This is a genomic window from Methylobacterium sp. E-065, from assembly GCF_022829605.1.
GTDB lineage: Bacteria > Pseudomonadota > Alphaproteobacteria > Rhizobiales > Beijerinckiaceae > Methylobacterium.
Map to the genome: position 1 here is coordinate 1 of NZ_JAKSYD010000196.1, position 25,661 is coordinate 25,661.

The following is a 25,661-nucleotide window of genomic DNA, read 5'->3' on the forward strand; positions in this document are numbered from 1 at the left end:
ACCTTCAGGCGGCGATCAAACGCTACATCGCCGAGCACAACCGGCGCGCCAGACCTTTCGTCTGGACCAAACCCGCCACCGACATCCTAGCCGCCGTCAGCCGATCCCCTGAACCATCCGTCTGAGTCAGTGCACTAGCGCCAACCTTACTTCGCTGACTGGGGCTGCACTACCAGGCAATCTCGAACACTCGTTGAGATGGCGCCGATACCAAAGGGCGTAGAGAGCCGGAAAGAACAGCAGCTTCAGGAACGTAGCGACGAACAGACCGCCCATGATGGTGATGGCCATCGGTCCCCAGAAGGCGCTTCGCGTCAGCGGAATCATCGCCAGAATTGCAGCGAGCGCGGTCAGCACTACGGGCCGGGCTCGCCGTACGGTCGCCTCGACGATCGCTTCACGTAGGGTATGCCGTCCGGATTTCCGGTCAGTCTCGATCTGATCGACGAGAATCACCGAATTGCGCATGATCATCCCGGCCAGGGCGATAAGCCCGAGTAGGGCCACGAAGCCGAACGGCTTGCCTGACAGGTTCAGCGAGAGCGACGCGCCGATTAGCCCGAGCGGTGCGGTCAAGAACACGAGGAACAGCCGGGCGAAGCTCTGAAGCTGGATCATCAGCAAGCTGAGCATGGCCAACACCATGACCGGGAAGAGGGCGAACAGCGAAGCGTTGCCCTTGTCGGCTTCTTCGACGGCACCGCCGATCTCGAGGCGGTAGGCCGGTCCCAAGCTGTCTCTAATTGGCTTCAGCAAAGGCCAGATCGCATTGGTCACGTCAGGCGGTTGGACCCCATCGACAACGTCGGTGCGCACCGTGATCGCCATATCGCGGTTGCGCCGCCAGAGGATCGGTTCCTCGTCCACGTATTCAAGCCGAGCGACCTGCGCCACGGGCACCGCGAGCCCGTTGCGAGACACGACGGTCAGATCGGATAGGCGTCCAAGCGAGAGACGCTCAGACTGCGTCGCACGAGCGACGATACCTACCTGCTCGATGCCCTCACGCATCGTGGTGACCGTGACCCCGGAAATCAGGGTTTGCAGGGACTGGCTGATGTCCTGGTCGTTCAGCCCGAGAGCCCGAGCCCGTTCCTGATTGACCACTAGGCGGATTGTTGGTGAAAGCTCGTTCCAGTCGAGTTGCGGCTCCACGACCTTGTCGTTGCTGCGGACGACGTCTCGGACTCGATAGGCGATCTGTCGGACCTTAGCTGGATCCGGCCCAACCACACGGAACTGAACTGGAAAGCCGACAGGCGGGCCGAAGTTGAACCGGTCGACGCGAACATGCGCTGCACTCAAGGCGCCTTGCGCGACCAATCTCTCGATGCGGGCTTTCACCCGCTCACGAGCTTCCGTGTCCCGTGCGACGATGACGATCTCGGCGAAAGCCTCGTTCGGCAATTCCGGATTGAGTCCCTTGGACGGATGATTATATAGTAACACCGTCCATCAGTCGCGACCGACACCTATACAACTGATAGGTCCCAAGATTGAGTGGTCACCCCAGGCAATTTGCCTGCTTCTCTCGCTTTCGCATTTTTGTTTTTCCCAGCGTTCCGCAAGAATTTTACGTCTTGCCGCTTGTTCCGCGGGTGGGAGCTTTGAAATCCGTTCTTCTTCAGCTGCAGTGACAGCGACCAACGCTCCGATCCCAAGGACATATAGACCCGCAGCAGCCTTCAAATATTCATCGCCTTTTGAATTACAACCCTGTCCAGCGCCAAGAATATTCTCGACGCAAGGGCTTGCCACTCTAGTTTCACCTTGCTCTACTTGATATTGATAATCTTTCAGTTCTGCCTCGGTGGGCAAGCGTATCTCTGGAAATTCGTCATTTGGACTCACCTGATATGCAACCTTTGCTGGATTATCAATTTTACCAAAAAATGCTTTCCAGGCGCGCAATCTATCATCATCTATATCCGAAAATCTGGACTTTAATATTTCCGTTGCCGATGAAACCTTCGACTCATGCGCACCCAAAGATCTTGGATCTTTCTTGAAAAATATCAATACTGCTGCGCGTTTTTCCTTCATAGGTAGGGACTGCTCATTAGAAGGAGACGTTGCTATTGGACTGGTCGAGGCGGCGGGTGATGTCATTGTCTGTGCTACAGGCGCAGCACTAGAAGTGCCTCTATTTTCTGTAAAATTGTTCTGGTAGTCTCTTGCGACAGCGAGGGGGTCATGCGCCTTCGCTATCTTCCAATAGGCATCTCTCAGGACGTCCGGCCTATTTGGATACTTAATTTCCAAGTCATGCAAAGCTTGAGCTACTTCGTTGCTATGCTTCGTCTCTTTTCTATCATTTTCGGTCGATGCCCGATTGCCACCGGATGCTGCGTTGAGATCGCTTCGCCATTTAGCATTCATCGCTTTTGATAGCCTAACGTACTCGCTATGATAATACTCAGCTTTTGCGAAGTCGCCCATCATATGGGCTTTTTGAAATATATCGTTGTATTCAGTCTGTAGCTTGCGCTGCTCGCCCCTCCAATACCTTGTAATCTCTCGGGCGCTCAGCCTTGTTGGATCTGGGTTAACTTGCGCAAAAACTTGATATGGTCGCGCCATTGAAAGCGTCAGGCCAATTGATATGACTGCAACCCTGCTCCAAGTATTCGGCATAGCGTCGTTCCTTGTTGATAGCTTGCTAAGCTGCCATCGCTCATTAAACATTGTAAGCAACTTGGTAACTGCCGCAATCAGCCGTGAGCGTTATTTCGGGTAGGCAGGTCCCGTCAAAACTACCGATAGAGCCAGATGTTGCTCAACTTGGTGACCGGTGGATATTAGCACCCATCGCTCTAAGAAGCGGACTAAAGCGCCGTTTGCCTTTAGTCACATTGGGATAAGTCGTCTAATTGGGCTGGCGAGACACCTTCCAACGCCTCATCCAGCCAGAATCCCCACGGCCAACTGACGCTGCTGTAACGCACGGCAATGCCATACTAACGACTTTGTCGCCTATTTAATCGGCGCGCCTTTACAATAAGACAAGCCGCTCACACTCGTAAGACGTGCGCCCTTCACAATACCGGAAATACAATAACACCCTCTATCACTATCTTTATGATGGGTGTTCAGATAGTCGTAAACGCCCTTAGGATCCGGCGGAGCCGAATTGTCACCAGCAAAAAAGATACTGGCTCCATTTGATTTTACAACGAATCCATCCGGCAATGATGTGATACGTCCGCAGTAGTTTTGATCAGCGGCAGCTACGGTAATGATGTAAAAGAACGAGATAGTGCTTGATAAACAAGTCTTTATCATGACGATCAATCCTAGCCGCGAAGAAGGCGAGCTTTTGCAGTGATTGTCAAATTTTTGAATCTTTAAAGAACTCAGATTTTAGAGCAAAACCTTTCACGCACGCGTTACATGGGCTTACCCAAACAAAGGGTGTTCCCGTAGCGTAACCCAACAACACCATTATCGCGCCAGGATCATAAGTGTGCAATAGCTTGGCGCCGGCTCGAGGGGCGCCGTAGACCCTTACTCTTGATCCAGTCGTATAAAGATCACCTGTGTTCCGCCGATCAACTTTGTATTTTGTCGTAGGAGCTACTTGCCGTGGATCATACATCGACGATGCATGAGTTGATATTGAACAGAACGCTGCGACAAGGACGTATCGGACTTTACCCATGACCAGTGTTCCTCGCATCTTAGGTTGATACTGGGTCAATGCAGTCTCGGCTGGTCTAAAAAACCAACGTCGTGAGTTGTAGTGATCAAGCCTTGTATGACTCTCGAAAATATGTCCTGATCGATTGCATATCACCGCTTTTAATGTCGTCAATTTTCCAATTTCGGCCCTCCAGCTTAAGGTCGAATCTAACTTGCTCCGATTTTGTTTCCCCACCAGCGGATACCTTCAAATGGGCAACTACGTGCGCCAATCCAAGCCGAGTCTCACCTCCATCAATCGAGATAATCTGAACTCGCGTCACCATTTGCTGCCCGGTAATCGGATCACCATCCAGAACTGGCTCATCCTGATTATGCGTCATGGCTTTTGCCCACGAGCGATTAAAACCTTCTGTAAAGAAATGCCTCATAATCGAAGTTGGCCTTTCGGCGAAGATACCGCTCCATCCGCCGGTGTCTTTTGCGATCAGATTTCGAACTACGTCTGTTGGCGGATCGCCACTCACCTCAGCAACTAGAAACACCTTTGGCTCAGCGGCGGAAAAGAATTTCTTTCGCACGCAATCAACGGCAGGAAAATCGTCAGGCGTCCCATTCGGAGGCTTGAGACCCTGAACAAGAGAACTTGCAGGGAACGCTACATTACTGATTAACTGATAGGCGCCGAATCCTCCTGAGCTTTGGCATCTAGCACCATCGACAGTTGTTGCGGTATAGCCACCTGCAACTTCTTTGATATCGAGTGTGCATCGCTCTTCTGGTGAGGTCGTCGATTTGACTTGGTACCGCCATCCGCCAGCATGAGGCTGGGCAGAACCGCCTACTTCGACGACGTTGTTACTACTGGTGCTGCCCATTATTTTGAAAGCCAATAGGCCGGATTGCTCAGGGCGGGCGATGAAAGAGATTTTGTTTTTACAAAAAACTCCCGTGGTCGCTGCATAGCTCGGCGAAACAGCGAGAAGTAAAGCAGCACATGTGAGGCTTAGTCGCAATGTATCCTCCATAAACTATTTTTCTAATCCGAACTGGGGGGATGACATGATGCTTAGCACCGATCATTGATTTGGACTCATGGTGCCGGTTGTTCTGAGCCGATCAGACCGGACCCACCCTGACGGGCTGCTCCCACCGAAATAAGTTACAGATGTCCAACCACCTTTGGTCTGAGCATACGCAACGAGACTATCGCCCGGAACGACGAAGACGCCATTCATGCGGCAGGACAAACTTGGCGCGAAGTAAAATTGGAGCCTACCCTTACCGGCTACAACCTTCACTAGGGGCGGTGATAAGATCGGTGCACGGTCAGTGCCCATCTTAGGCTTATTACAGCCGCTTGCTGCAAACGCGGCTGTATCAGGAGCGACATACATCATAGCGAAAATGATCGCCGTACAGGAAGATGCCGTACCGCAATCATAAGAAATTTGTCTTGCCTGGCCGAGACATCCGGTTTTGAGGCGTTGTAGCAATCGGAATAGCTTCATCGTTGCTTCCCTATGGACGAACGATTGATATTGAGATTAAGGCTCGAGGATCCATTCCATGTGCGGTGTCGCGCACTGGTCCTAATCCAGGGAATGTCCCGTCGGCTATAAGCTTGTTGTAAGGGCGCCGAAATGGAATTCTACCTTGGGCTCAATAACCTCCGGCCGCCCATGCCGCCGGAGCACCGCCATCCGCGCCGTAGTTTCTTATGGCCCTCGATCGCTGGGGGATCAGCCTGACAAGACGGTCGTTGCTCTAATCCTCAACAAGCACAACGCCTAGACTCTACCAGACAGTGCGTTCGGGCCATCACCACAGGATAGTAGCCTGATGTGGCAATCAACGACCGCCGACGCCATCAAAACAAAATGGTGATTGCCCTTTTCGAGTTATATAGCGTGGTTTTTGCGCGCCGGCAATCTCGACAAATGATTTGAGATGCGGGATACTCAAGAAATGTCGCATTCTCAGTAATGAATTGGACTATCCGATGATGAGAATAGTATTAATACTTCTCGCCTCGCTAATGCTTACTGGATGCTTCAAGTCCACGGAACCATTTTTGAATTCATCGGATCAGGCCAAAGATCTTCCTAGCAAACTCTTATTTGTTTGGTCGGACGAAAACGGCAATGTCGTTCCAGATTCCGACGGCAAGCTTAATGGGGGTGTATTGTCCGTCAAAGATGGCCTATACACGGCAGAAGACGACCCCACTTTTAAGATTAGAATCGCGCCATTAGAAAAGCCAGGATACTACGTTGCGCAGATGTTTTATGATGGAAAAAGCTTCAAGTACGTTTATTTGTTGATGCATGTGAGAGGGCTCATCATTGATATATATGAAAATAGCTCAATTAATCTGAAGGACCCTGTCGACAGGGCGGATCTGCTAATGAAATCTAACATATGGGTGGACAATTTAAAAAAACCCAGTCAATACATCCGCTATGCAGCACAGGAGGCGGATGTCAAGAAATTGGTCGCCGACTTCAAGGCGGCTGCTGAAGAACTAAAAGCTAAAAACGAAGCATCAAAAGGCGGGAAAACGGTATCGTCGCCCCCTGAAAATCTTGACAAGTATGGCCTCTCTCCTGCGGACAACTCACAAAATGCAGATACTTCGGAAGTAACTCTTTGCGATCAGCTGGCGTCCGACCCAGACGATCCGAACCGAATGTCTACTGGGATCGAATTTAAAGACATCGTTCCGTTGCGAGCTTTGAAAGCATGTCAGGATGCAGTTTCACAGTTTCCGAACACGCCAAGATTTTATTTCCAGCTCGGGCGGGCGCAACGAGCTACAAATAAAAGTGGCGACAGCATCAAGTCGATAGCGCATGCCTCGCACATGGGATACGCAGCGGCAGATTACGAGTTCGGCTTCTTGTATTCGTTGTCCCAAGAAGACAGGGGAATTGCCAAGGCGAGGGCTTTCTTACATCGGGCAATTGATGGGGGCGTGACAGCGGCGCAAACGCTTCTGAATAGTCTCGAGTTCCATAGAGAGCATTTTAAGCAGGGCTATATACTTGATAGCGCCTTAAACGACAAACCTCCCGCTAATCCTCAGCGATCACTGTTGTATTTTAGAACATTTATTGATATATTTTACAACAGCGATGCACCGGATTGTTCGAAATTAGTGCCTTCACCAATCAAAGTGGCTGCAGATGTATTCGGTGTAATTGGTGGATTTGGTGAAGCATTAGGCAACCCTTTTGGAACAGCGTCCCTTAACAAAGATGCTGAAAATGATGCTCTACAATTTGTTAAAGATTATGGATGCACCGGCTATGTCGCTAAAAAGATGTTTTCCAGTATAGGATCATTCGTTATCATTCAAGCTGACAAGAAGAAATGATCTTTTTCTCGAAACCCTCGATGCTTGCATAGAGTACCTTGATACGCTTCGCTGTTGTCCAGTGTTTATGCCCGTTGCCACGGCGACGTCGACTTACCCTATCGGCGGTCTCGTGTCCGTCGCTGGACACAACTTAGCTCACTCAGACCTCGGAATAGGACGTTCAGGATACTGGGTGAATGTTGCGTCACTGGATCAGACGCATAGCATCTTCTCAGTTCACCGGCTGATCATGTCTCCAAGGCAGTGAGTAAATCAGTTGTACGCTGTCGTCTGCCGCGCGTTCCGCGGTTGCCGAAGCCGGGTACGCTTAGCGGAGCGCACTCACCACAGCCCCGAAGAAGTCCGCATCCACGACAGGAGGCGCACCTGTCGGTTTTGACCGAGCCCCCCACATGGCGATCACGACGTGCTCTCTCGGGTTCACGTAGACATATTGCCCAAAGATCCCCCGCGACGTGAACGCCCCCTCATTCGGCGTTCCCACCGGTGCTCCAAGCGGCCACCACATGTAACCGTAATTGACCGTCTTTCCGTTCAATTCCTTGGGCGAGCCTGCCTGCTCAAACCAACCCTCTGGGACGACGCTCTCACCGTCGATCACGCCCTTGTTCAGCACGAACTGACCAAAGCGCGCATAGTCGCGCAGCGTGGCACTGAACCCGCTGCCTCCGACCTCCAAGCCGTTGGGTGACTCGACCCACCATGTGGCGTCCTGCTCCATGCCCAGCTTCGACCAAATCTTCTCCGACAGGTAGACGGAAACCGGCTTTCCGACTGCCGCTCGAACAAGGGCGCCCACTAGGTGCGTTTCGCCCGTGCTGTAGTTCCATGCGGTCCCAGGCTCATGAGCACGGGGTAGCTTGGCCATCATAGCCACGACCGTGCCTGCCTTTCCTTCAAGCTGGAGATCGAGCATGTGCCGCCTATCCGACTTTGGATCAGTGTAGGTTTCATCCCACTTGGCGCCGGACGCCATCTGCAAGAGGTTCCTGACACTCACGCCGTCGTAGGCGCCACCAGCCAGTTCCGGAAGGTAACGGGTGACCGGGTCATCGATGCTCTTGATGTAGCCGTCTTTGATGGCCGCACCGACAAGCGTGGAACTGATCGATTTGGCGACCGACATCGACATCCAGCGGGTCGCTTCGTTGTTGCCAAGCTCATAATCCTCGTAGGCAACTTTCCCATCCTTCAGAACGAGCAGACCGGCCACGCGGTTAAGCGAGAGGTAGTCGAACAGGTCGACCGCCTTGCCATTGGACTGAAACTTTACGTCCGTCAGTGGCTTCGGCGAAGCCTCAAGCGGAATGGCTAACCCGCCACGGTTCACCGTTCGGGTCGGGAACAGCCTGTCGATATTCCGAAAGGTGTTGGCTTGGATGTCGGAGGTTAGCCTGCCGTCGTAGACCTGCTGAACGCTTCCTATCGCGTTCGTATGACCATCCGAGGCATAGGCACCCGCGGTCGTAAAGGCGCCAAGGCAACACAGAGCGGCTATCCCACTCTTCCCGGTCAAGCCTTGCATCGGTGATCCTTCCAGCAGCGCGACATGCCCTCACCAGGCACACCAGTTTCAGTCCCCTGTCTGCTAGTCACAGCGCGCCGTGATCGCCACAAGGAAGAGTCGCCTGACCAAGCTTGACCATTAGAGGGCGCTTGAACCTACGCCATAAATCGCGCCCATCGACTAGCATTAAGGGCTTGTGGCTTCCCGTGTTCGTTTAGAGCCACGTAGGTGAACACCCCTTCCGTCACCTTCTCCGGGTTGATGCCGGATCGGTCCCGCACCCAGGTCTCGATCTTGACCGCTATGGACGTGTCGCCTTGCTCCTGAAGGGTGCAGTAGACGCTTACCTCGTCACCAACCTCAATCGGCTTCAGGAAGCGCATGGTCTCAATGCTGACGGTCACGAAGCGACCCTGGGCGCGTTGAGCCACGAAGGTGCCCCCAGCCAGATCCATCTGCGAGACGGTCCAACCTCCGAAAATTGCGCCGGAGGCATTGGTGTCCCGAGGCATCGCCACGGTGCGTAGGTGTGGACCGCCAGGGACGTTCGGGATTTCATCGGCCATAGCTGGCCTACCCTGTCCTATCGCGCCGTCCTGGAGACCGTATCAGCAGGCGGTGAGCCCTCAGTAGGCGAACTGGTCAGCAGGGTCTTGGTTCGCGGAACCTCATGCTCGGTGTGCCATCCAGCTACCGCTGCAGGTCAGCAAGCTACCGTCCTGGGTCCGCCACGTCCCGCGACCGACCTCATCGCCGTCAACCCTTCCCATCACGAGCGCCGTCGTTGCCGCCGTTGAAATCGTCCCTCGCACCGCGCCAGCCTGTGAGATCTCGCCACTGACCGAATACAGGACGCTGGAAGATACGGACGCCTCGCCTTTGGCGACACTCATCTCCAGGCTCAGGGTGCCCGGGCAAGCGCCGCTTATGGTGGTCGCCTCAATGGTCCATCGTCCATCGTATTTGGCTGGAACGGAAACCGGATTGCCTGCCGCCCAGGCCAGCGGAGTGCCGGTGAGCAACGTCAGGACCGCTGCGGGAAACGTGTCTCGATGCATCATGTGAACCGCTGTCTGTTCCCTCCAAATGAATCATACGTCGGGTAAGTCGCGTAGCAAGGGCGCCAGGGACCGTAGCTGAGAGTCCAATGAGCCTCGGACATGCTCATGCCGGTCAGACATCCGCCGACGGAACAGTTCGCTGCAAATGGGCTTGCGCCTTGGAAGACGTAGAAGACGGTAGCCATGTCACAGGCTGACACGCCAATGCCCGGAGAGGATCCCGGAGCACTGATCGAGGACCCGTCACGCTTCGACGAGATCGAGCCTCCACCGGGGAATGGGAGCAAGGACGATCCCACGTCGCTGCCGACACCCAAAGTGCCGGAAGAGGATGATCCTGCTGTAAGCGACACAGAACAGGAGCCGACCTGAATCAACCGCTAAGCTTGGCGCAGAAAGCCTGACGAATCGCTGCCCTAGATGGGCCGCACAATATCACAATAGGCTTTCATCGTTACATCTTCTGCATTTTAAACTGAGCGCCAGTCCTTTAGGGCATGTAATAGTCTAAGTGGGCAATATCGGAAACACCTTGGACCAAGGTTGCCAAAGTCTTAAATGAAGATTACCCGCCCTGATTAATCTTCGACAAGATCGACCGTTTCGTATTCCGTCGCCTCAATGTTTATATTTGAAATTCTGCGTTCAAGCCTTGCGATAGCGCGGCTCATATCGGGATCTCCAGTGCGTTCTTCGGCCTGTTTGAGCAAACTGATGGCTAAATCGAATACTTCGGTGCTGCCCGTCATTTTCGCTGTTTCGATGCCAACCTCGCAGTATGCGCTAATCACCGCATTTGCGTTTCTAAAACGACTTACAAGGCCTGCGGCTAAATCCTTTGCTTTGCCCAGCAATGCGATGCGATCCTCGTCCATTACACCCCGTGTACGGGTAGCGCGGGCCGTTGCCAGCGTGATCTGATACCGCGCTGTCGGAGCGTCCACTCGGAAATCAGAACGAAAAGCTTTTATTTCTGTCTCGGCAGCGTCAAAATCGTCAAGCTCGATCAAGTTTCGGATCAGCCGATGGCGAGGAACTCTCTCTCCCGGTGCGATCGATATCATTTTACGCAGTAGCGTGTTTTGATCTTTCAGATTCGAGATGGTAGAAAGTCCAGTTTCAACGTTGCAAATCTCTCGGATGGTGCGTATTTCGATGTCATAGGATGGTCTTATATTGTCTATCACTCTTTCAAACAGGTCATATTTCTTTGTCTTATCGTAGTATTTGTGCTCCGCTACGATCCCCATAATAACTTTGTGTCTTCCTTTCCAAGAGTAGACCCCTTGCCTTTCATCGACCGTCGTTTCATGAATGATATCTTCCAAGCCCGCGAGGATAACCGAAACGTAGGCGGGCTCCAGTCCGAGCAATCGAATCACCAACTGTCTGTGGACGTGAACTCCGGCATTCTCCATCGCTGCTACAACTTTATAAACATCTTGAAGGATGCTTTCTAGCGCAGCGTATTCTCGAAGTATGATGTCGTCGAATCGGTCGGAAGAAAATATGTTTTTCAGACAGACAAACATATCTGCCTCGCAACGATGAGTTAGCCTACGCCGCCGTTCCGGCCGGGAGTAGCCCGAGAATCGCTCTTCGACTAGCGCCCTGAGAGCATCAATCGAATCTACAAGGTTGAGTAGTTTGTCTATCTCGTCGCCGATGATTTTATTGAGAGAATATGTTGTGCCCATCTTCGTGATTATGGGGCTTTTGATTCTCGGTCCCCAATTATATTTAGTCGAAGTCAAAACAATCTTGAGATTGAGGCAGGTATCGCGCCAGAGGCTTTCAACAAGGTCATTTATGCTGGCAAGTTCAGTATGAGCTTCGTCAATGAACAGCACTCCATTTGTGGCGCTTGCCTTTAATGTGGAAGCCACTTCTCGCCATTTACTTGGGATTAAGACCTGATCCTCTTTATGCTCCCAAGCGTGAAATCCGTGATCTAGTAGAGAAACCAATATTTGTCTCGCTGCGGTTGTTTTTCCTACGCCGCTTGGACCTATTATGATAGCTATATTGTTGTCGCTAGTCCTAAACTGCTCAACGACTTGATCGCTCACGCTTCTTCGAAATGAGTGCCCCGCTCTAATGTTCGCGTAAGACGCTGGCCAACCATTGTACATGGCGCCAAAGCTCGCCGACTGATGGCTTATGGCATGGCTTACGTCTACGGTGGCCGGCCTCAACGCGTGAATTTTGTCCAACGGATCGTTCGAGACCGATGGTGCCGTGTCAGTATCGATTCGGGTAATAAGGCCAGCGAAAAAATCGTCAAGGCCGCCAAACACAATCTGAACTCCCCTACTTTCAAACAGAGCCGCTCTGCCCTCATCTCTCGTGTACAAGAGCAGTGTGATCCTGCTCTGAAGTCCCGCCTTGTTTGCTAACGATAAGGCGCGATTTACTACATTTTTGATATCGGAATCTGCCAATGATTGACCAATGATAATTAGGTCCGACTCTCCTATGTCGGCCTTCAATCTATCATAGAGTTGATGTCGATATTCTTCGGTGACGTCGTAGTCAGACTCGGTTAGAATTATTCTCGATCTGTCCCCTAGGCTTACATCCTTGCTTATCGTGCCGTGCAACTTAAAATACTGCGTCGACGTTGGGTCACTTCTTAGTTTGAAATCAAAATTTGTGGTGTAGGTGTCGAGAGGACGTTTCCTCCGTTTATAAGCGTCCTCTACCAATTCGTCGTAATTCGTTGAATATATGCTCTTCCAGTCATAAAGTGGAAGATTCAGTATTGCCCCGGTTGGCTTCAATCCTTGGAAGCAGGTTTGCAATTCTTCGATGAGGGCGCGTCGATCGCGAATCTTTTGCTCTACGATGCCTGTTTGTTCGGCCAGCGAGTAATCTCGCGCGCTGATACCGAATTTATCCTCGAACTTTCTCTGTAGAACCTGGACGCTTGGCGCTCCAGAAGGGATAGATGACCCTGCGCCGAATAAAAGAACTGTTCTAGAGGGGCGAATACTTTTGACAAACGTGCTCAAATCAACGGGCATCATTAGCTCGTATGTGGCGGCCCATCCCTGCTGAACAACCTAAAGGGGTCCATTTGTCTTGTCTATACGCGCTTAGCGTGTCGACCGGCTGACGATGTTTGGTTGGCGCCGAGCTGAGCTAGCGCGAAAAATTGGTTGATGGGCTTGGGATGTTTACTGGGGTCGTGCTCGTCTTTTGGGAGCACAAGGCCATCGTCACGGACCTGATACCGGCCCTCAGGATTGACCATGTCATCCCCGGCGTTCCGCCCAAGAGGGATTCCGACCGTTTCGACGTAGTGCTCCACTTCGATAGGGCTGTGCCGGACGCTCCATGATCCTTCCACCGATTCTCCCCGCGTGATGAGCGGCGACAGTGACGTGCCATTCTCAAAGCTTGAGAGATGACGTCTGGGGTGTCTGCAACCGAATCGCCGCGGCATCGGCTCGGCCCTGGTTCCTGGCCTCATGCTCGCCGCTCAATGGTGCCTCGGCGCCAACTCCGTCGTCGCGAGAGCCTCTATTCCGACTGCTGTTCGTGATAAATTTTCTGTCACAATGGCGTCACAACGAAGCCCGCGATAAGGGCTGCAATGAGCGTTGAGGAACATCCTTGCCCCGTCGTGCAAGAAGAGCTAAGAGGACTCATAACAGGTTGGTCTGAAAAGGTTTATCGGGTTCGGCCTACAAGGCCGGCGCCTCGACGGGGCTGTAGCTCAGATGGGAGAGCGCCGCAATCGCACTGCGGAGGTCAGGGGTTCGATTCCCCTCAGCTCCACCAGGCAGTTTTTAGAAACTGCGTGCCTGGTGGTTGATACGAAAAGCGCCGCGGTGTCCGCGACTTAGCCGCGTCTCCACCACGATATGCCAGTCTCTACGCCGCCAGACTTCGGATTGGCGGCTGAACGAGGCCGTTATCTCCGCTGGTGCCAAACCCGTTTCCGCGCGCAGGCTTCGATGGGCGATGGATGAATCATTCGCCGCAGGCGCGTAGCGATGCGAACGCGAGCGGCCGACAACGACGCGAGGATGGTGCCGTTGAGGATCGGCTTAGACGGCAGGGGATCAGATCGCCCGGCGATGGACCCGGAGCGAGCCGACCCGGTAGCGCGGTGATGCGCTCATAAGCCCAGGGCGCGCTCCTGCTCCGCCCAGGATGCCGGTAGCTCGGCCAGATGCCGGACGCCGATGCCGCGCGGCAGGCGCCCATCGACGATGGCCCGCACGATCCGAGGGGCGAGATGGGCGAGCGGCAACACCATCCGCACCGCGCGTTCGCTGCAGCCCTCGCGCAGCGCGATGGCCGCGGTTCCTGCCGCACGCGCCGCGACGAGGTCGTCGATCCAGGCGCGACTGCGGGCGATGGCCGTGAGGATGCGCGCCCGGTCCTCGACCTTCATCGGTCGCAAGCCATCACGCTCCACCCCCGGGGGCACGACGATCTCCCGGCGCCGACGATGCCCCGCGGGCGACCAGGGGATGCGGATCGGATCACCCTCGTGCCCGCCGACCAGCTCGATCAGCAGCGCGTCGGGATGGATCGTCACCCGCGCGAGGTGTGTCGCGACCATCTCAGCGTCGCTGAGGATCTCGGATACCGGAGCGGATGGCGAGGCAGATGCGCCAGTCGAGAGAAGCGTCGCGCGCAGCGCCTGGACCACGCTGGCCTCGACCGCGTGGGCCGCGATGCGCTGGACGGCGCAGGTTGGCCGCTCCCGGACCGCCGCCCGGCTGACGTAGTACCGGTAGCGCCGCGCGCCCTTTGCCGTGTGGCTCGGGGTCATCGGCTGGCCGCGCTCGTCCCGGATGCGCCCGGTGAGCAGATGCGCGCCTTCCCGCCGCCGGGCGGTGTGTGCGTGGTGATTGGCCGCCAGCTGCGCCTGCACCGCGTCGAATACCGCCGGGTCAACGATGCCAACATGCTGGCCCTCGTGCACACGGCCCCGGTGACTGAGCCGGCCGACGTAGATCGGGTTGGCGAGGATCTTGTACAGGTGCCCGCGGGTGAACGCACCGCCTCCCACCGACTTGCCCTTGCCGTCGCGGCGCTCGGGCACGCGGATGCCGGACTCCTCCAGCTCGGCGTGCAGCGCGCTGACCGTGCCGAGTGCACGGTAGCGGGCGAAGATCGCGCGCACGACCTCGGCCTGCTCCTCGACCACGTGCAGCGCTCTGACCTCCACGCGGTAACCCAGCGGCACGACGCCACCCATCCAGATGCCCTTGCGCTTGGACGCGGCGATCTTGTCGCGGATGCGCTCGCCGGTGACCTCGCGCTCGAACTGGGCGAACGAGAGAAGGACGTTGAGGGTAAGGCGCCCCATGCTGGTGGTGGTGTTGAACGCCTGGGTCACCGACACGAACGAGGTACCATGCGCGTCGAACAGCTCGACGAGCTTGGCGAAGTCGGCCAGCGCGCGGGTGAGGCGGTCGACCTTGTAGACGACGATGACATCGACCCGGCGCTCGCGCACGGCGTCGAGCAGGCGCCGGAGGGCTGGACGCTCGAGCGTGCCGCCGGAGTATCCACCGTCGTCGTAGCGTTCGGGCAGCAGCCGCCAGCCCTCGTGGGCCTGGCTCCTCACGTAGGCTTCCGCCGCTTCGCGCTGGTTGTCCAGCGAGTTGAACTCCTGATCGAGCCCGTGCTCGGTCGACACCCGGGTGTAGATCGCGCAGCGCAGCGCCGGGCGGCCGCCCGAGGGGGGATGCTGCGCCGCGTTCACTGAGTGGCGTGGTTTGGCACTCACGCCGGGGCCCTCCGCTCAACCGTCTCCCGCCCGGCTCCCGTCGCCGCCTCGGCTCGCTCGCGCAGGCCGAAGAAGCGGGGGCCGTTCCACTTGGTGCCGGTAATGGCGTGGGCGACACGGGACAGGCTGGGGTAGGTCGCCCCATCCCAGGCGTAGCCGACGTCGAGCACGGTGACGGTGTGCATCCGCCCGCCCCATTCACGCGACAGCTGCACGCCTGGGGTGTGCCCGCGCCGGTCCGGCACCGGGACCGTAATGGCGATCGGGATGGCCGCCGCGCTGCGCTCGGACCTGTCTCGTTCGCCCCCCCTCCCTCGCCCGGCTGCGAACCGGCCGAGGACTTGTGCGGTGTCGCGGTCGATACCGCCCAACGCGCGGATCTGAAGGCGGTGGGCGAGGATGCCGACGCGCAGGGCGGGGGAGAGGCCGGGCGGGGCGGCGGAACCGAAGTCCCGCCGCCAGCGCCGGGCGAGGCTGGCGGCGTCGAGGCCGGCCAGTTCGTCGAGCGCGGCGGCGAGTCGGTCGGCGGCAGGGGCGGCCCCCGTCCTGAACACCGCCACCGTCTGCGCCGCGGCGGGCGTGCGCTGCCCGCCCATCAGGCTGCCGCCGGGGTCGCGACAGCGGCCTCGGTCGCCGGCGTGCGCCGGGGCTTGCGCGCTCGGGGCGCGCCGGCGACCGGGGTCACCGGCGCGGGGATGCGGTAGGCGATGGCGGCGTCGGGGCGGGCAGCCTTGAGCAGCACCTGGCCGCCGGTGCGGATGCGCGACAGGGCGGCGCGGGTGGTGTGGGGCAGCCAGCCGGTGGTGGCGATCAGTTCAACGAGCGTCGCCCCCTGCTCGCGCCTGAGCAGCGCCTGCACCTGCGCCTTCTTGTTCGGGATCGCGGTACCGGCGGGATCGGCCGGTGCAGCGGCAGGGGCACCCGCATTCACCTTGGCGGCGCGCGGTGGCTTAGGCGGGGCGAGGCCGACAGCCCGGTATCCAGCGGGAGTGAGGCGGTGCAGGCCGTCCACCTCCGCGTGTGCGATCACCAGGCCATCGCGCAGGAAGCGGCCGAGCAGCCGCGCCTGAGTGGCGGGTTTCATCGCGGCGAGGGGCGCTAGTCGGCCTCCGTCCGCGGCAGCGGCCTGCAGCAGGCCAGACTCGGTCCGGTTCAGGGGGACGGCCGTCGGGGCGGCGGAGGTGATGGCAGCGGCATTGGTAGCGGTCATGATGATCGTCTCCGTAGCGGCGGACGAGCCCCGCCACTGACCCGACCCCGCGATCGGCCCGAAAGCGGGCCGGCGGGGCGAGGCGGGGACGGCCGCATAGGCACGGCCGCGCGCGAACGGACAGTCAGTCGCCGGGGGCGGTAGCCTCGACGGCCTTTCGGTTGATGCGGCCGATGAGGCAGCTGGCGCCGTGCAGGGTCTGGGCTTCGCTGAGGGGGACGTCGGGGTCGAGGACGATGCGCACGGCCTCGCGCTCGTAGCCGGCGTGGGCGCAGACCAGGGCGGCCTTGGCGAGAGCGGAAGCTTCGGTCAGGCGGGCGCTGATGGCGGCCTGAGCCGCGGTCACGCTCAGGCCGGCCTCGCTCGTATCCGTTAGGCCCGCGGTCGTCTCGCTCATCTGGTTACCCCTGTGCGTGGCTGCCTCGGCCCGCGGCTGAGTCGGGCCGGTCAGCACACACGCTCTGTTGGCGGCGACAGTCCAGTCGGACGTACCGGATCCCGCCGACATTCGCGACGTAGCCCGGGAAGGCCTTCGTCAACGCGGACGATTGGTCCTTTGCAGAAGCCGGGAACGTACGCTTGCAAGCCACCCGGCGAGGCAGCGCCCTGCGACTTGGATGGCTGAATATCTGCCGTTCCGCTTACGTTGGTAAACGGGAGCCCGGACGCTTGTGGAACAGTATAGGATATCTGAAGGCGCAACAACAGATTTAAATTAGCGTTGGCGAAAGATAATCATTCAATAATCATCAATCACGCCAATTAAACTTGATAAAATGGCCGGAATGCGACCGCTCCTCTCAGCTCTATGACATTGTCGGGAAAAGCGCTGCCGAATTGGAGCGCAAGTGATTCAGGAGCTGTGACATCGCCTTTGTTGATTGTGACAGTCCAACCTTCCCAGCCAAGCCGCCAGCTCCTTCCGAAATCTGTGCATAGGTGAGGCCACCACCACCGTCAGGACAGAAGACCGTGTCCCAGTAGAAGTCACGCGAGCCGAGGGGAAGTGGAGCGAGCGTGCCCTTTGTCTCGCCGACGAAAGTATACACGCGCAGGCCGTCGCAATAGCCCACGACCGCCCGCGCAATCGCCCTCTCTCCCGCCCAGCGCATGCTGTTTACAAATCCCTCCGCTCCGAGCGCATCCCACATGGGTTGCGTCAGGCCGCCCGGGTAGCTCTTGTCCTCCAGCGTCTCCAGGATCAGTCCAGCATGCTCGGCGATGCACGGCGCCATGATTCCGCGGTAGGCCGAGCGAACTTTGTGCCGCACCATATGGACGAGGTTCCGCTCAAGCGGCTCGTCCGTGTCCACATTCGGGAATTCGACATCGAACACGTCAGCCGCGCGTGAAGGAGGCCGATTAGGCGTCACGACTTCAAGATGATTGAGGATTATCTCGATCTCCTGCCGCTTGAACGCGCTGCCTGTCGCGTACCGGACCTTGATCCTCCTCATAGCAGCGCCATCGCGTCCAGCACGCTAGCCGCCGCCTGCGCGAGGTCGGGCCCGGAGGTCGGGATTACCTCAATGCGCCTCTCATTGAACAGCTGCATTTCAAAATCGGAGGGATTTGGGTAGATAATATATGCGCGCTTGCCGGCGAAGGACTGCGGAAGATCTCCAAAGCGCTCGTGCACGAGCCGAAATAGATAAGCGACGTTCGCGTCACGGAAGCTATAGCCGACGAACAGCAGCACGCGGCCCAGAATATCTGAGCGCAGCTTCAAATCCATTGCACTCTCAAGACGCATGCGGCGTTCGTAGTCCGACTCGGACAGGACCATGGCGGCGGGACGGTCAAAGTCGCCGTGGAACTTGACGACCTGCGTATCTGCCAAGTGCTGGCTTAGGTCGTGCTCGGCCGCGATCGAGACCACGGCGCGACCGTACAGCCTAAGCGCGCGTTCGATGAAGTCGTCGTAGTTCGTAGTATAGATAAGCCGGCACGTCTCCAGGCGGGCGAGCGCTGTGTGGAGGACGGAGCGCTGAACGTCTTCATCCCTCGGCTGCATGCTTGCATGGAGCCAGTTGATCAGCGGCTGCATACCGCCACGCTTGATGCGTAAATACTCAAGGATCTGAAGGTCGCTGCCGCGCATGCGCAGGAGTTCAGGGTCGTCCGTGCCAATGAGTTCCGCCGCCTTATCTACGAGCCCGCGCCACGACTGCCCTCGATGAGTCGCCCCATCCTGTACCCACTCGACTGCCATCGACGCCCCGGCGCCGACGAAGGGAATGACGCGCCCTTCGCGATAGAGGCGCCTAAGCTCCTGGGGGCAAGCGGGGGTCACGCGGGCCGTCGTGCAGTCAGGCGGGTAAGCGAGTGTACGTGCGCGATACGGTTATGAGGATGCGTCTCGTGAAGGTCCTCGTCGCTCGCCTCCTCGATATCCCAATCGCGGTAAAGGTCGAGGTACGCATTATGCGGAATGAGGCAGGGCTCGAAGCCTGGATGAGCAATCAGCTCCTGCCGGCGCTCGTTAAAGGCGCAGATTACGTGCCGCCCGCCAGCTCTGGTTACCGCCTGAAAACGGGCCACTAGCGCCTCGACCTCGCCCCGGCATGCGAGGCAATGCAGGAGTCCATAGGCGACCACGAGGTCGAACGAGGCTGGAGGAAGCGCGAGGCGTCGGACGTCCGCATGAACCCATTCGACCGTGCTACTCGGCCAAGCCTCGCGTGCATTAAGCAATGCGAGGGCGGAGGTATCAACAGCTGTCACCCGCGCGCCGCGCATCATGAAGGCATGCGCGTTCTTGCCCTCTCCACATCCGGCATCGAGCACGTCCCATCCTGCAACGTCCGGCACTCGGGCAAGGAATCGTGCGACGAGGCTACCGGGCTCGCGGCCCCAGAAGCATGGGCATGCGGCGTAACCGTCATCGTAGCCACCGTTACCCACTCTCAATCCACCTCATTTCTCCGCCGAAGCCCGAGCTCCTCGGCCATCGCCGACAGCGTCCGCCCGTAGTGGTCCTCACCAGCCCAGTTGTAGATCACCGCGTCGGCCTCGGCCATTAGGGATGCGACGTCGAGCTCAACCGGCGCGCTGAGCATACGCATGAAAGCATCGCGCTCGACGGGCGGCTCGCCCCCAGCGCGCATGCGACCGGAGTGGAGGTCATAGGCGAGGTCCGGGGCAGCATGCACGAAGAGCAGCGCGATCGGGGCCTCAGACGCCGCGCGAAGCGCTTGCAAAGTCGAGAGCTGACGAACGCCATCGAACACCACTTGGCGCGCGCCGGACCGTCCGGCCGCATGCGCCAGCGCCGCCGCGAGCCGGCTGGGCCCATCTGGGGACCGCACGAACTCCCACGCAAGCTCCTGAAAATGGGGGCGAGGGGTCAACGGCACCGGAGGTAGGCCCAGCAGCTCGGCAATAACGCGCCCGCTGTTGACCTCGACGTACCCAAACGCCTGCGTGAGATGGCGCGTAGCTCGCGACTTTCCCGACCCGATGCCGCCCCCAATCACAAGATGGTGAGCGCTGCGAAACGGCTTCTTACGCAATATTTTGTAGGCGGGCTGGGCCTTCGCCACGACCGGGAAGAGCGCCCGCCAGCACAGCTGAGACCAGTACTCGAACTCAATCAGGTTTACCGACCCGCTAAGGGCGTCAATCCAACTGAGTTGGTTGATGGAAGCTTCGCCCCGCTCTGCACGTTCCCAGGCTGCCCAATCCTTGACCTCGTAACGCATAACAATGCCGACGTGACGTCGCCCGACTTCGCTGGAGTCATCGTTGATCAATCCGACGATTCGAACGTCTTCCGAATCGATGACTTGAGCACCGGACGGCGCGAGGTCAATCTCTTCCTGTATCTCGCGCACGGCGTTCGCCACGATGCCGGCGTCCGCGTAGGAAAATATTGTGATGTCGTCCTCTGAGACGTGGCCGCCGAAGCCGATGCAAAGACTGCCTTTCAAGAATGCGGCGGCACGATTGAACGTGCCTCTGCGAAAGGAGAGCACCTTGGCCCCGTGGGTCACAAGTACGTAGGTCACAACCTGCTTATGGCTGTCGGTCTCCTCCGCCTCGGTCCGGGACAGGTAATCGAGAGGGCCGCCGACGAGTCTGCGGACAAGCTCGCCGTTGTCGAGCTTGAGCCCTTGGAAGGAAAGTAGAGTCGCGTAGTGCTCCCTTGGGATAGCAAGTACGCGCTCGGTCGCGGGGGGTGGAGCGCGGCGCCTCGCCGTGTAAGGCTCCGGCTTCATTGGATGAGGAAGGTCCAAGCGTTCGTCCCCCGCCTCGGAGGCGTGTGCCTCAGCTAGGAGCTCGCGAAGGAAAAACAAACCGCTCGCCGTCCGTACGAAGCGCGAGTGGTCTGCATTGCTCAGGATCTCAATGCTCAAACGTGCCTGCAGCGACTTTTGAGGCGTGCGGCTGTGCATGCCCTCCGAGAATAGGCCAAGATCCTGGGCATAGGTCACGATTTCATGGACGCGCAGCGGTCTCCTGTGCCTTCGCAGCACGAGTTCTGCCGCCCACAGATAAGTTGGACTCCCCGGCGCCATTCCGTTGCTCGCATGGCAGCGAGATCGGGCGCACGAACCGCACGACCACGCCATAATCTCTCGGCACTATAGCTTACGAAGCTACCGTTTCCTTAGCTGGCGAGGTGCCTGCTTCGGGATAGGACATTGCGCTGGCCTGAACCACCGGAATGAGCGCGCTCCTACCAGATTGGAGGCAGGCTGAACGACCAGGTTCGGGCACGTCACCAATCACGGTGCGTGGTGAGGTTGGCTCGGCAGCAGAATGTCTGCTCCTGGGCAAGTGGCCAACTTCCGCTCTTGGCGCGAAGCCGCGGTCTGGAATGGCAAGGTTTGGCCGAAAGCGGAACGGCCGCTTGAGAGTAGGCCCATCGGAAAAGCGGACAGCCTGCTATCGACCCATTTCTACTCTATGATCTCGACGACACGGCGCCTGCGCGGGTCAACGAGCACGGGTGGTCGTTGACGACGGTGTAGCTGTAGTTCGGCAGGGCGAACTTGGTGGGCACGTCGTAGTAGATAACACCGTCCTCAGGCAGAATGGTACCGACCCGCAGGGGACCGACGTAGGCGAAGGACGGCCGCCGCTCGCCCAGCGCATAGATCAGGAAACGCGCACGCCGGTCGACGCCGGGACTGCCGTTGGCCATGCTGACCATCGCACCGACCGCATCGCCAACGACGGCCCCGAGGGGACCGGCGATCATCTAACCCCGGATAGCACACTCTTGAGCCCCATGTTCCAGGCCCTGGGCCTGGACGAGGCCCATCCACGCCAACGGTTCCGCAGCAACGGTGAGCCCGACATTCCACACCATCATCTCTTCTGCGCAGGGCTGAGGAGTCAGCCCCATCCAGACTTACTTGCTTCGGATGATCAGCGACCGCCCGTGACAGCGCGCAAGGGCGCGGCGGCGAGGTCGGCCGTCGAGCCGACGGTGTCCTTGAAACCGCTTCCGACGTTCGAGAGGTGGTCGCCGTAGGTCTCGCGGGTCTGCGGGTCGATCAGGGCCACCGGGGCGGCGACTGCCAGTGCGGCACCGGTGGCGACCGTCGAGGCGGCCCCGGCGGCCGTGCTCACTAGCCTGTCGCCGATGCCGATCTGGCCGTCCGAGATCGGCTGCCCGTCGGCAAGGCGCTTGCCCAGAAGCGCGACCACGTCCCCGGAGGCGAACTTGCCGTGATTGAGTGCATCGTCGGACTTTACCGAGGTCAGGTTGAGGACGCCGATGTTCTCGCGCTCCAGCTCGGACCTGTACGGCTCGGCGTTCGGGTCGATGGCTCCCAGTCGCACGCTGTCCCCCCAGACGAGACGCGAGACCGCCAACGCCTGGTCGTCGCCCGACACCATCAGGGTTAGTCGCGGCCGATCCTTGCCCATATCGTGGAAGGCACCCCGGGCGAGGTCCATGTCGACGTCGGGTGCGGCCAGGATGACGTTCCGGATCTTGGGCGCCACGCGCTTGTCGCGGATGGCCATCTGTCGGAGGCTCTCCAGGGTGAGCCAGTTGCCCATTGAGTGGGCGAGCACCGTTACCTCGCCGACGTTCGGGTCCCTGGCGAGGTCGCGCAGCAGGGTCTCCAGGCCGTTACGAGAGAAATTGGTGCTTTCCCGGTCGTAGCCGTAGGCGAGCACAGAGCCGCGGGACGGCCAGGTGAACAGCACCGGTGCGACCTCGGCACCGGAATCGTGCACGATCTGCGCGAACCGGAAGACGGCATCCTCGAACTTGTTGTTGAACCCGTGCACGAACACCAGGACGTGGCGCTTGCCCCGTCCGTGCACCGCCTTTCCGGTCCAGGCCGCGACCTTCGAGCGGTCGACCAGATCGGCGCGCAGCGCCACGAAGTCGGTGGCGGGGTTGCCGGGGAGGCGTTCCGGCCATTGCACGGTGCCGGGCTGGCGGGTGGCGTCCGGCGGGATCGACACCGCGAGGTCGGTGTAGGTCACGGCCTCGCCGCGCTCGCCGGAGAACAGTACCCCGCGGTCGGTCGCGGACTTGCGGGTCGTAGCGACCAGCATATCGACACGGGACGTGCCCGCGACCGGTGCCGCGTCGGCGATGGGCAGCAGCACGCCGGTCGGGCGTCCGCCGCAGGCCCCGAGGCTTACGAGGACGGCGGCTACCAGCGTGGCGGCCAGTGCCCGTTCGGCACATGCAAACCGTGGAAACACCCGCACCCCCGAACCATGGCCGGGACGGGTGACCGGGTCACGCTCCGTCGAGGCCGGGAAGTCCTAGCGGATGATTGCGGCGGGGTGCGGACGGCAAGCCCGAAGATAAGCTCCTGGACCATCGGACAACCGTGCCGGCCGGCAGAGCTCAGTTACCGAAGGGCGAGGCGAGGACGATGCGAACCTTCTTGGTCGACGCTACCTGCGCGACGGGTACCGGGGCGGCGTTCATGACAGCGACCATCTGGACCGTCGCGGACTTCGAGACGCCGCTGACGACGTTCGACGTCTCGGAAGCGATGGCCGGTGCTGCGGCCACCAGGAAGATCGCGAGGGCGGCGAAGACTGTCTTCACGGCGGCTGTCCGAGGCTTGACTGTAAGACGTCCGAACAACGGTCAAGCCATCGGCGGGTTCCAGCTTCAGGCGGCGTTCGCCGCGGCCGGGGTCTCGTCGCCCGTGTTCGTCGCACCCGCCTCCCTCAGGCACGCCTCTACCGCACCGCGCAGCGACGACACGTAGGCGTTGGCCCCGACCTGCCGACCGAGGTCCGTATCGGTCAGGACCGCCTCGCCCTGCGGCCATAGGCCGACCAACAGCCTGACGTCCCTCGACTTCCGACGGAGACGCTCCAGCAGATAGCGCAGGTGCGACGGGTTGCCGGTGATGTCGAGGTAGGAGATGCACACCATCGCCACGCCCGACAGGTCGAGGTCGCGGATGCCCTCGCGCGAGGCGGACTGGTAGGCCGTCACGCGCGCCCCGAGCCCGTGCTTGCGCAGCAGTTGCGCCAGCATCGCCGAGGAGGCCTCGTCGAGTGGGCCGCGTCCGGCCAGGCACAGCACTGGCGCCTCGCCGCGCCATGCCTCCGTCAGCGCCTCGCGAGGTGGCGCTTGGCCGGGTACGGCCTCGTTCTTCGGATGCGCCCGCTCGGCGAGCGTCGGCGTGTCGTTCGGGTTGACTGTCGCGTCGGTGCCGGCTGGCTCGACGTCGGGGTGGTCCTCGAAGTCCTCAACCAGGGAGCGGGACGAGGCCCGGATGTTCTCAAGCTGCGCCGGCGTGACGACCCCGCGGGCGTAGTCGTTGGCGGCGAGCTGGAGGCCCTTGAGCGCGACCTCGTCGTAGTACGAGGACAGGGAGCGCTCCTTCAGCATCTGCTCGCCGAGGTCGCGGGCCTCGTCCGGGTCGCCGGCCAGCATGCGCTGATAGAAGTTTTCGACCGGCGTCAGCGGCGGCCGGTCGCCCAGCAGGATGTCGAGGAACTCCAGGCTGTCGACGTGGCGACCGAGCACGACCAGGCAGACCGTGAACGGGGTCGCCAGGATCAGCCCGATGGGCCCCCACAGGAAGCCCCAGAACAGGGTCGAGACGATCACAGCGAAAGGGGACAGGCCGGTGGAGTGGCCGTAGAGCAGTGGCTCGATGACTTGCCCGAACACCGGCTCGGCGATGAGGAAAAGGGCCGCGGTGGCGATGACCATGTTCCAGCCCGGGTCGACGGCCGCTGCCAGCGCGACCGGAAGGATGCCGGAGATGAAGGCGCCGATGTAGGGCACGAAGCGCATCAGCGCGGAGAACACCCCCCAGAGGATCGGGCTGGGCACGCCGATGAACCACAACCCGACGCCGACGATGACGCCGAAGGCGGCATTCATGCCAAGCTGAGCCAGGAAGTAGGTCCCAAGGCGACCGGCCGCGTCGTCCATCGCCACCGTCGTGCGGTGAAGGTCGCTCGATCCGAACAGGCGGATCATGCGGTTGCGCAGGTCCTCGCGCTGGAGGAGCAGGAACACCACGACCACCAGCACGATGCCGACCGTGGTCAGCGGCTCGAACACCGGGCCGAGAACCTTCTCGGCGAGGGCCAGGGGTGAGATCTCGGGATCCTGGATGCGCACGAGCTGCGCCTTGGGCGTGTCGCCGGCCGGCCCGCTCGCCGCGGTGGTGCCGGAGGCGTCCGCTTTCTGGGTGGCGTCGTGGACCTCGTGGCTGAACTTCGAGATGACCCGATTGGCCTCCCCGAGCCAGCCCTGCTGCAGGCCGGCGAACTTCTTCGAGACCGTGGCCTGGTACTGCGGCAGGTTGCCGGCGAGCCCGGCCACCTGCGTGCCGATGACCGCGCCGATGCCGCCGATCACGCCGAGCGCCAGCAGCACGGCGACGATGACCGAGGGGACGCGCCCGAGCTTGATCCGCCGCAGCAGGTTGACGACCGGCCCGAGGACGAAGCTCAGGAGGACGGCTAGGACGAGGGGGATGAAGACCTCGCGTCCGAAGTACAGGGCCGCGATCAGCACGACGCCCACCGCGAGGGTCAGCAGGCCGCGCAGGCCGGGGACCAAAGGCGGCGGCACCTGGGCGGGAGGCTTCGCGGCTACGGCGTCGTCCATCGGCATGCGGGATTCCCGGTCACGCCGCATTCCGCAGCGCGTCGCACCTCAACGT

At 59.5% G+C, this 25,661-nt stretch carries 19 protein-coding genes, 1 tRNA gene and 2 pseudogenes; 3 read left to right on the forward strand and 19 right to left on the reverse strand.

All coding sequences use genetic code 11. The features are described 5' to 3' along the window. A pseudogene (locus tag MKK84_RS23800) lies at window positions 1-125 on the forward strand (IS630 family transposase); the annotation flags it as partial. A gap of 1 nt (window position 126) precedes the next feature. Here MKK84_RS23800 and MKK84_RS23805 read toward each other — a convergent pair. From MKK84_RS23805 to MKK84_RS23815, 3 genes and pseudogenes are all read right to left on the reverse strand, one after another. Further along, a pseudogene (locus MKK84_RS23805) lies at window positions 127-1,422 on the reverse strand (efflux RND transporter permease subunit); the annotation flags it as partial. A gap of 33 nt (window positions 1,423-1,455) precedes the next feature. After that, window positions 1,456-2,634 carry a hypothetical protein gene (locus tag MKK84_RS23810; protein ID WP_243924353.1) on the reverse strand — a complete coding sequence of 393 codons (1,179 nt, stop codon included), beginning with the start codon at window positions 2,632-2,634 and terminating at the stop codon, window positions 1,456-1,458. Window positions 2,635-3,743: 1,109 nt separating this feature from the next. Beyond that, on the reverse strand, window positions 3,744-4,667 hold the full coding sequence (locus MKK84_RS23815) for a DUF3828 domain-containing protein (RefSeq protein ID WP_243924354.1): 924 nt from the start codon (window positions 4,665-4,667) through the stop codon (window positions 3,744-3,746). A gap of 1,046 nt (window positions 4,668-5,713) precedes the next feature. Between MKK84_RS23815 and MKK84_RS23820 the strand changes: the two genes are divergently transcribed. Next, window positions 5,714-7,015 (forward strand): hypothetical protein, encoded by a 1,302-nt coding sequence (locus MKK84_RS23820; protein ID WP_243924355.1) that lies wholly within the window; start codon window positions 5,714-5,716, stop codon window positions 7,013-7,015. A gap of 310 nt (window positions 7,016-7,325) precedes the next feature. Here MKK84_RS23820 and MKK84_RS23825 read toward each other — a convergent pair whose 3' ends face one another. The 4 genes from MKK84_RS23825 to MKK84_RS23840 form a co-directional block, all read right to left on the reverse strand. Further along, the gene (locus tag MKK84_RS23825) at window positions 7,326-8,543 is read right to left on the reverse strand and encodes a serine hydrolase domain-containing protein (RefSeq protein WP_243924356.1); all 1,218 of its coding nucleotides are present in this window, start codon (window positions 8,541-8,543) and stop codon (window positions 7,326-7,328) included. A 137-nt stretch (window positions 8,544-8,680) separates the two neighbouring features. Continuing rightward, complete coding sequence (locus tag MKK84_RS23830) at window positions 8,681-9,091, reverse strand: acyl-CoA thioesterase (protein ID WP_243924357.1); 411 nt, start codon at window positions 9,089-9,091, stop codon at window positions 8,681-8,683. Between the two features lie 102 nt (window positions 9,092-9,193). Continuing rightward, window positions 9,194-9,586 (reverse strand): heme utilization protein, encoded by a 393-nt coding sequence (locus tag MKK84_RS23835; RefSeq protein WP_243924358.1) that lies wholly within the window; start codon window positions 9,584-9,586, stop codon window positions 9,194-9,196. A gap of 578 nt (window positions 9,587-10,164) precedes the next feature. Continuing rightward, a complete protein-coding gene (locus MKK84_RS23840) occupies window positions 10,165-12,612 on the reverse strand; it encodes an SIR2 family protein (protein ID WP_243924360.1) in 2,448 nt (815 codons plus the stop codon). A gap of 681 nt (window positions 12,613-13,293) precedes the next feature. Between MKK84_RS23840 and MKK84_RS23845 the strand changes: the two genes are divergently transcribed. Beyond that, window positions 13,294-13,369 (forward strand) — tRNA-Ala (locus tag MKK84_RS23845). A 340-nt stretch (window positions 13,370-13,709) separates the two neighbouring features. Here MKK84_RS23845 and MKK84_RS23850 read toward each other — a convergent pair. The 12 genes from MKK84_RS23850 to MKK84_RS23905 form a co-directional block, all read right to left on the reverse strand. Then, the gene (locus MKK84_RS23850) at window positions 13,710-15,335 is read right to left on the reverse strand and encodes a recombinase family protein (RefSeq protein ID WP_243924362.1); all 1,626 of its coding nucleotides are present in this window, start codon (window positions 15,333-15,335) and stop codon (window positions 13,710-13,712) included. Beyond that, window positions 15,332-15,931, reverse strand: coding sequence for a DUF2924 domain-containing protein (locus MKK84_RS23855; protein ID WP_243924364.1), 600 nt, complete (start codon window positions 15,929-15,931; stop codon window positions 15,332-15,334). The genes MKK84_RS23850 and MKK84_RS23855 overlap by 4 nt, the downstream gene beginning before the upstream one ends. Then, window positions 15,931-16,545 carry a DUF3489 domain-containing protein gene (locus MKK84_RS23860; RefSeq protein WP_243924365.1) on the reverse strand — a complete coding sequence of 205 codons (615 nt, stop codon included), beginning with the start codon at window positions 16,543-16,545 and terminating at the stop codon, window positions 15,931-15,933. The genes MKK84_RS23855 and MKK84_RS23860 overlap by 1 nt, the downstream gene beginning before the upstream one ends. 124 nt (window positions 16,546-16,669) lie before the next feature. Beyond that, on the reverse strand, window positions 16,670-16,942 hold the full coding sequence (locus MKK84_RS23865) for a hypothetical protein (RefSeq protein ID WP_243924367.1): 273 nt from the start codon (window positions 16,940-16,942) through the stop codon (window positions 16,670-16,672). Between the two features lie 409 nt (window positions 16,943-17,351). Beyond that, window positions 17,352-18,002, reverse strand: a complete 651-nt coding sequence (locus MKK84_RS23870; RefSeq protein ID WP_243924369.1) for a non-canonical purine NTP pyrophosphatase — start codon at window positions 18,000-18,002, stop codon at window positions 17,352-17,354. Then, entirely contained in the window at window positions 17,999-18,757 is a 759-nt protein-coding gene (locus MKK84_RS23875) for an SIR2 family protein (RefSeq protein WP_243924371.1), read from the reverse strand. Before MKK84_RS23875 ends, MKK84_RS23870 begins: the two co-directional genes overlap by 4 nt. 77 nt (window positions 18,758-18,834) lie before the next feature. Next, complete coding sequence (locus MKK84_RS23880; RefSeq protein WP_313899367.1) at window positions 18,835-19,449, reverse strand: class I SAM-dependent methyltransferase; 615 nt, start codon at window positions 19,447-19,449, stop codon at window positions 18,835-18,837. Window positions 19,450-19,451: 2 nt separating this feature from the next. Continuing rightward, window positions 19,452-21,116, reverse strand: a complete 1,665-nt coding sequence (locus MKK84_RS23885) for an HTH domain-containing protein (protein WP_313899368.1) — start codon at window positions 21,114-21,116, stop codon at window positions 19,452-19,454. A 335-nt stretch (window positions 21,117-21,451) separates the two neighbouring features. Beyond that, on the reverse strand, window positions 21,452-21,748 hold the full coding sequence (locus MKK84_RS23890; RefSeq protein WP_313899369.1) for a hypothetical protein: 297 nt from the start codon (window positions 21,746-21,748) through the stop codon (window positions 21,452-21,454). A gap of 170 nt (window positions 21,749-21,918) precedes the next feature. Further along, entirely contained in the window at window positions 21,919-23,217 is a 1,299-nt protein-coding gene (locus MKK84_RS23895) for an alpha/beta hydrolase (protein WP_243924375.1), read from the reverse strand. Window positions 23,218-23,365: 148 nt separating this feature from the next. Further along, entirely contained in the window at window positions 23,366-23,572 is a 207-nt protein-coding gene (locus tag MKK84_RS23900; RefSeq protein ID WP_243924376.1) for a hypothetical protein, read from the reverse strand. A 66-nt stretch (window positions 23,573-23,638) separates the two neighbouring features. After that, window positions 23,639-25,612, reverse strand: coding sequence for an AI-2E family transporter (locus MKK84_RS23905; protein ID WP_243924377.1), 1,974 nt, complete (start codon window positions 25,610-25,612; stop codon window positions 23,639-23,641). Window positions 25,613-25,661 lie beyond the last annotated feature (49 nt).

Bases quoted from the DNA above. Each gene is read 5' to 3' on its own strand.
- MKK84_RS23885 (WP_313899368.1), bottom strand. From the start codon at position 21,116: ATGGCGTGGTCGTGCGGTTCGTGCGCCCGATCTCGCTGCCATGCGAGC.
- MKK84_RS23865 (WP_243924367.1), bottom strand. From the start codon at position 16,942: ATGAGCGAGACGACCGCGGGCCTAACGGATACGAGCGAGGCCGGCCTG.
- MKK84_RS23870 (WP_243924369.1), bottom strand. From the start codon at position 18,002: ATGAGGAGGATCAAGGTCCGGTACGCGACAGGCAGCGCGTTCAAGCGG.
- MKK84_RS23810 (WP_243924353.1), bottom strand. From the start codon at position 2,634: ATGCCGAATACTTGGAGCAGGGTTGCAGTCATATCAATTGGCCTGACG.
- MKK84_RS23840 (WP_243924360.1), bottom strand. From the start codon at position 12,612: ATGATGCCCGTTGATTTGAGCACGTTTGTCAAAAGTATTCGCCCCTCT.
- MKK84_RS23825 (WP_243924356.1), bottom strand. From the start codon at position 8,543: ATGCAAGGCTTGACCGGGAAGAGTGGGATAGCCGCTCTGTGTTGCCTT.
- MKK84_RS23830 (WP_243924357.1), bottom strand. From the start codon at position 9,091: ATGGCCGATGAAATCCCGAACGTCCCTGGCGGTCCACACCTACGCACC.
- MKK84_RS23905 (WP_243924377.1), bottom strand. From the start codon at position 25,612: ATGCCGATGGACGACGCCGTAGCCGCGAAGCCTCCCGCCCAGGTGCCG.
- MKK84_RS23875 (WP_243924371.1), bottom strand. From the start codon at position 18,757: ATGGCAGTCGAGTGGGTACAGGATGGGGCGACTCATCGAGGGCAGTCG.
- MKK84_RS23835 (WP_243924358.1), bottom strand. From the start codon at position 9,586: ATGATGCATCGAGACACGTTTCCCGCAGCGGTCCTGACGTTGCTCACC.
- MKK84_RS23890 (WP_313899369.1), bottom strand. From the start codon at position 21,748: ATGATCGCCGGTCCCCTCGGGGCCGTCGTTGGCGATGCGGTCGGTGCG.
- MKK84_RS23860 (WP_243924365.1), bottom strand. From the start codon at position 16,545: ATGACCGCTACCAATGCCGCTGCCATCACCTCCGCCGCCCCGACGGCC.
- MKK84_RS23855 (WP_243924364.1), bottom strand. From the start codon at position 15,931: ATGGGCGGGCAGCGCACGCCCGCCGCGGCGCAGACGGTGGCGGTGTTC.
- MKK84_RS23815 (WP_243924354.1), bottom strand. From the start codon at position 4,667: ATGGAGGATACATTGCGACTAAGCCTCACATGTGCTGCTTTACTTCTC.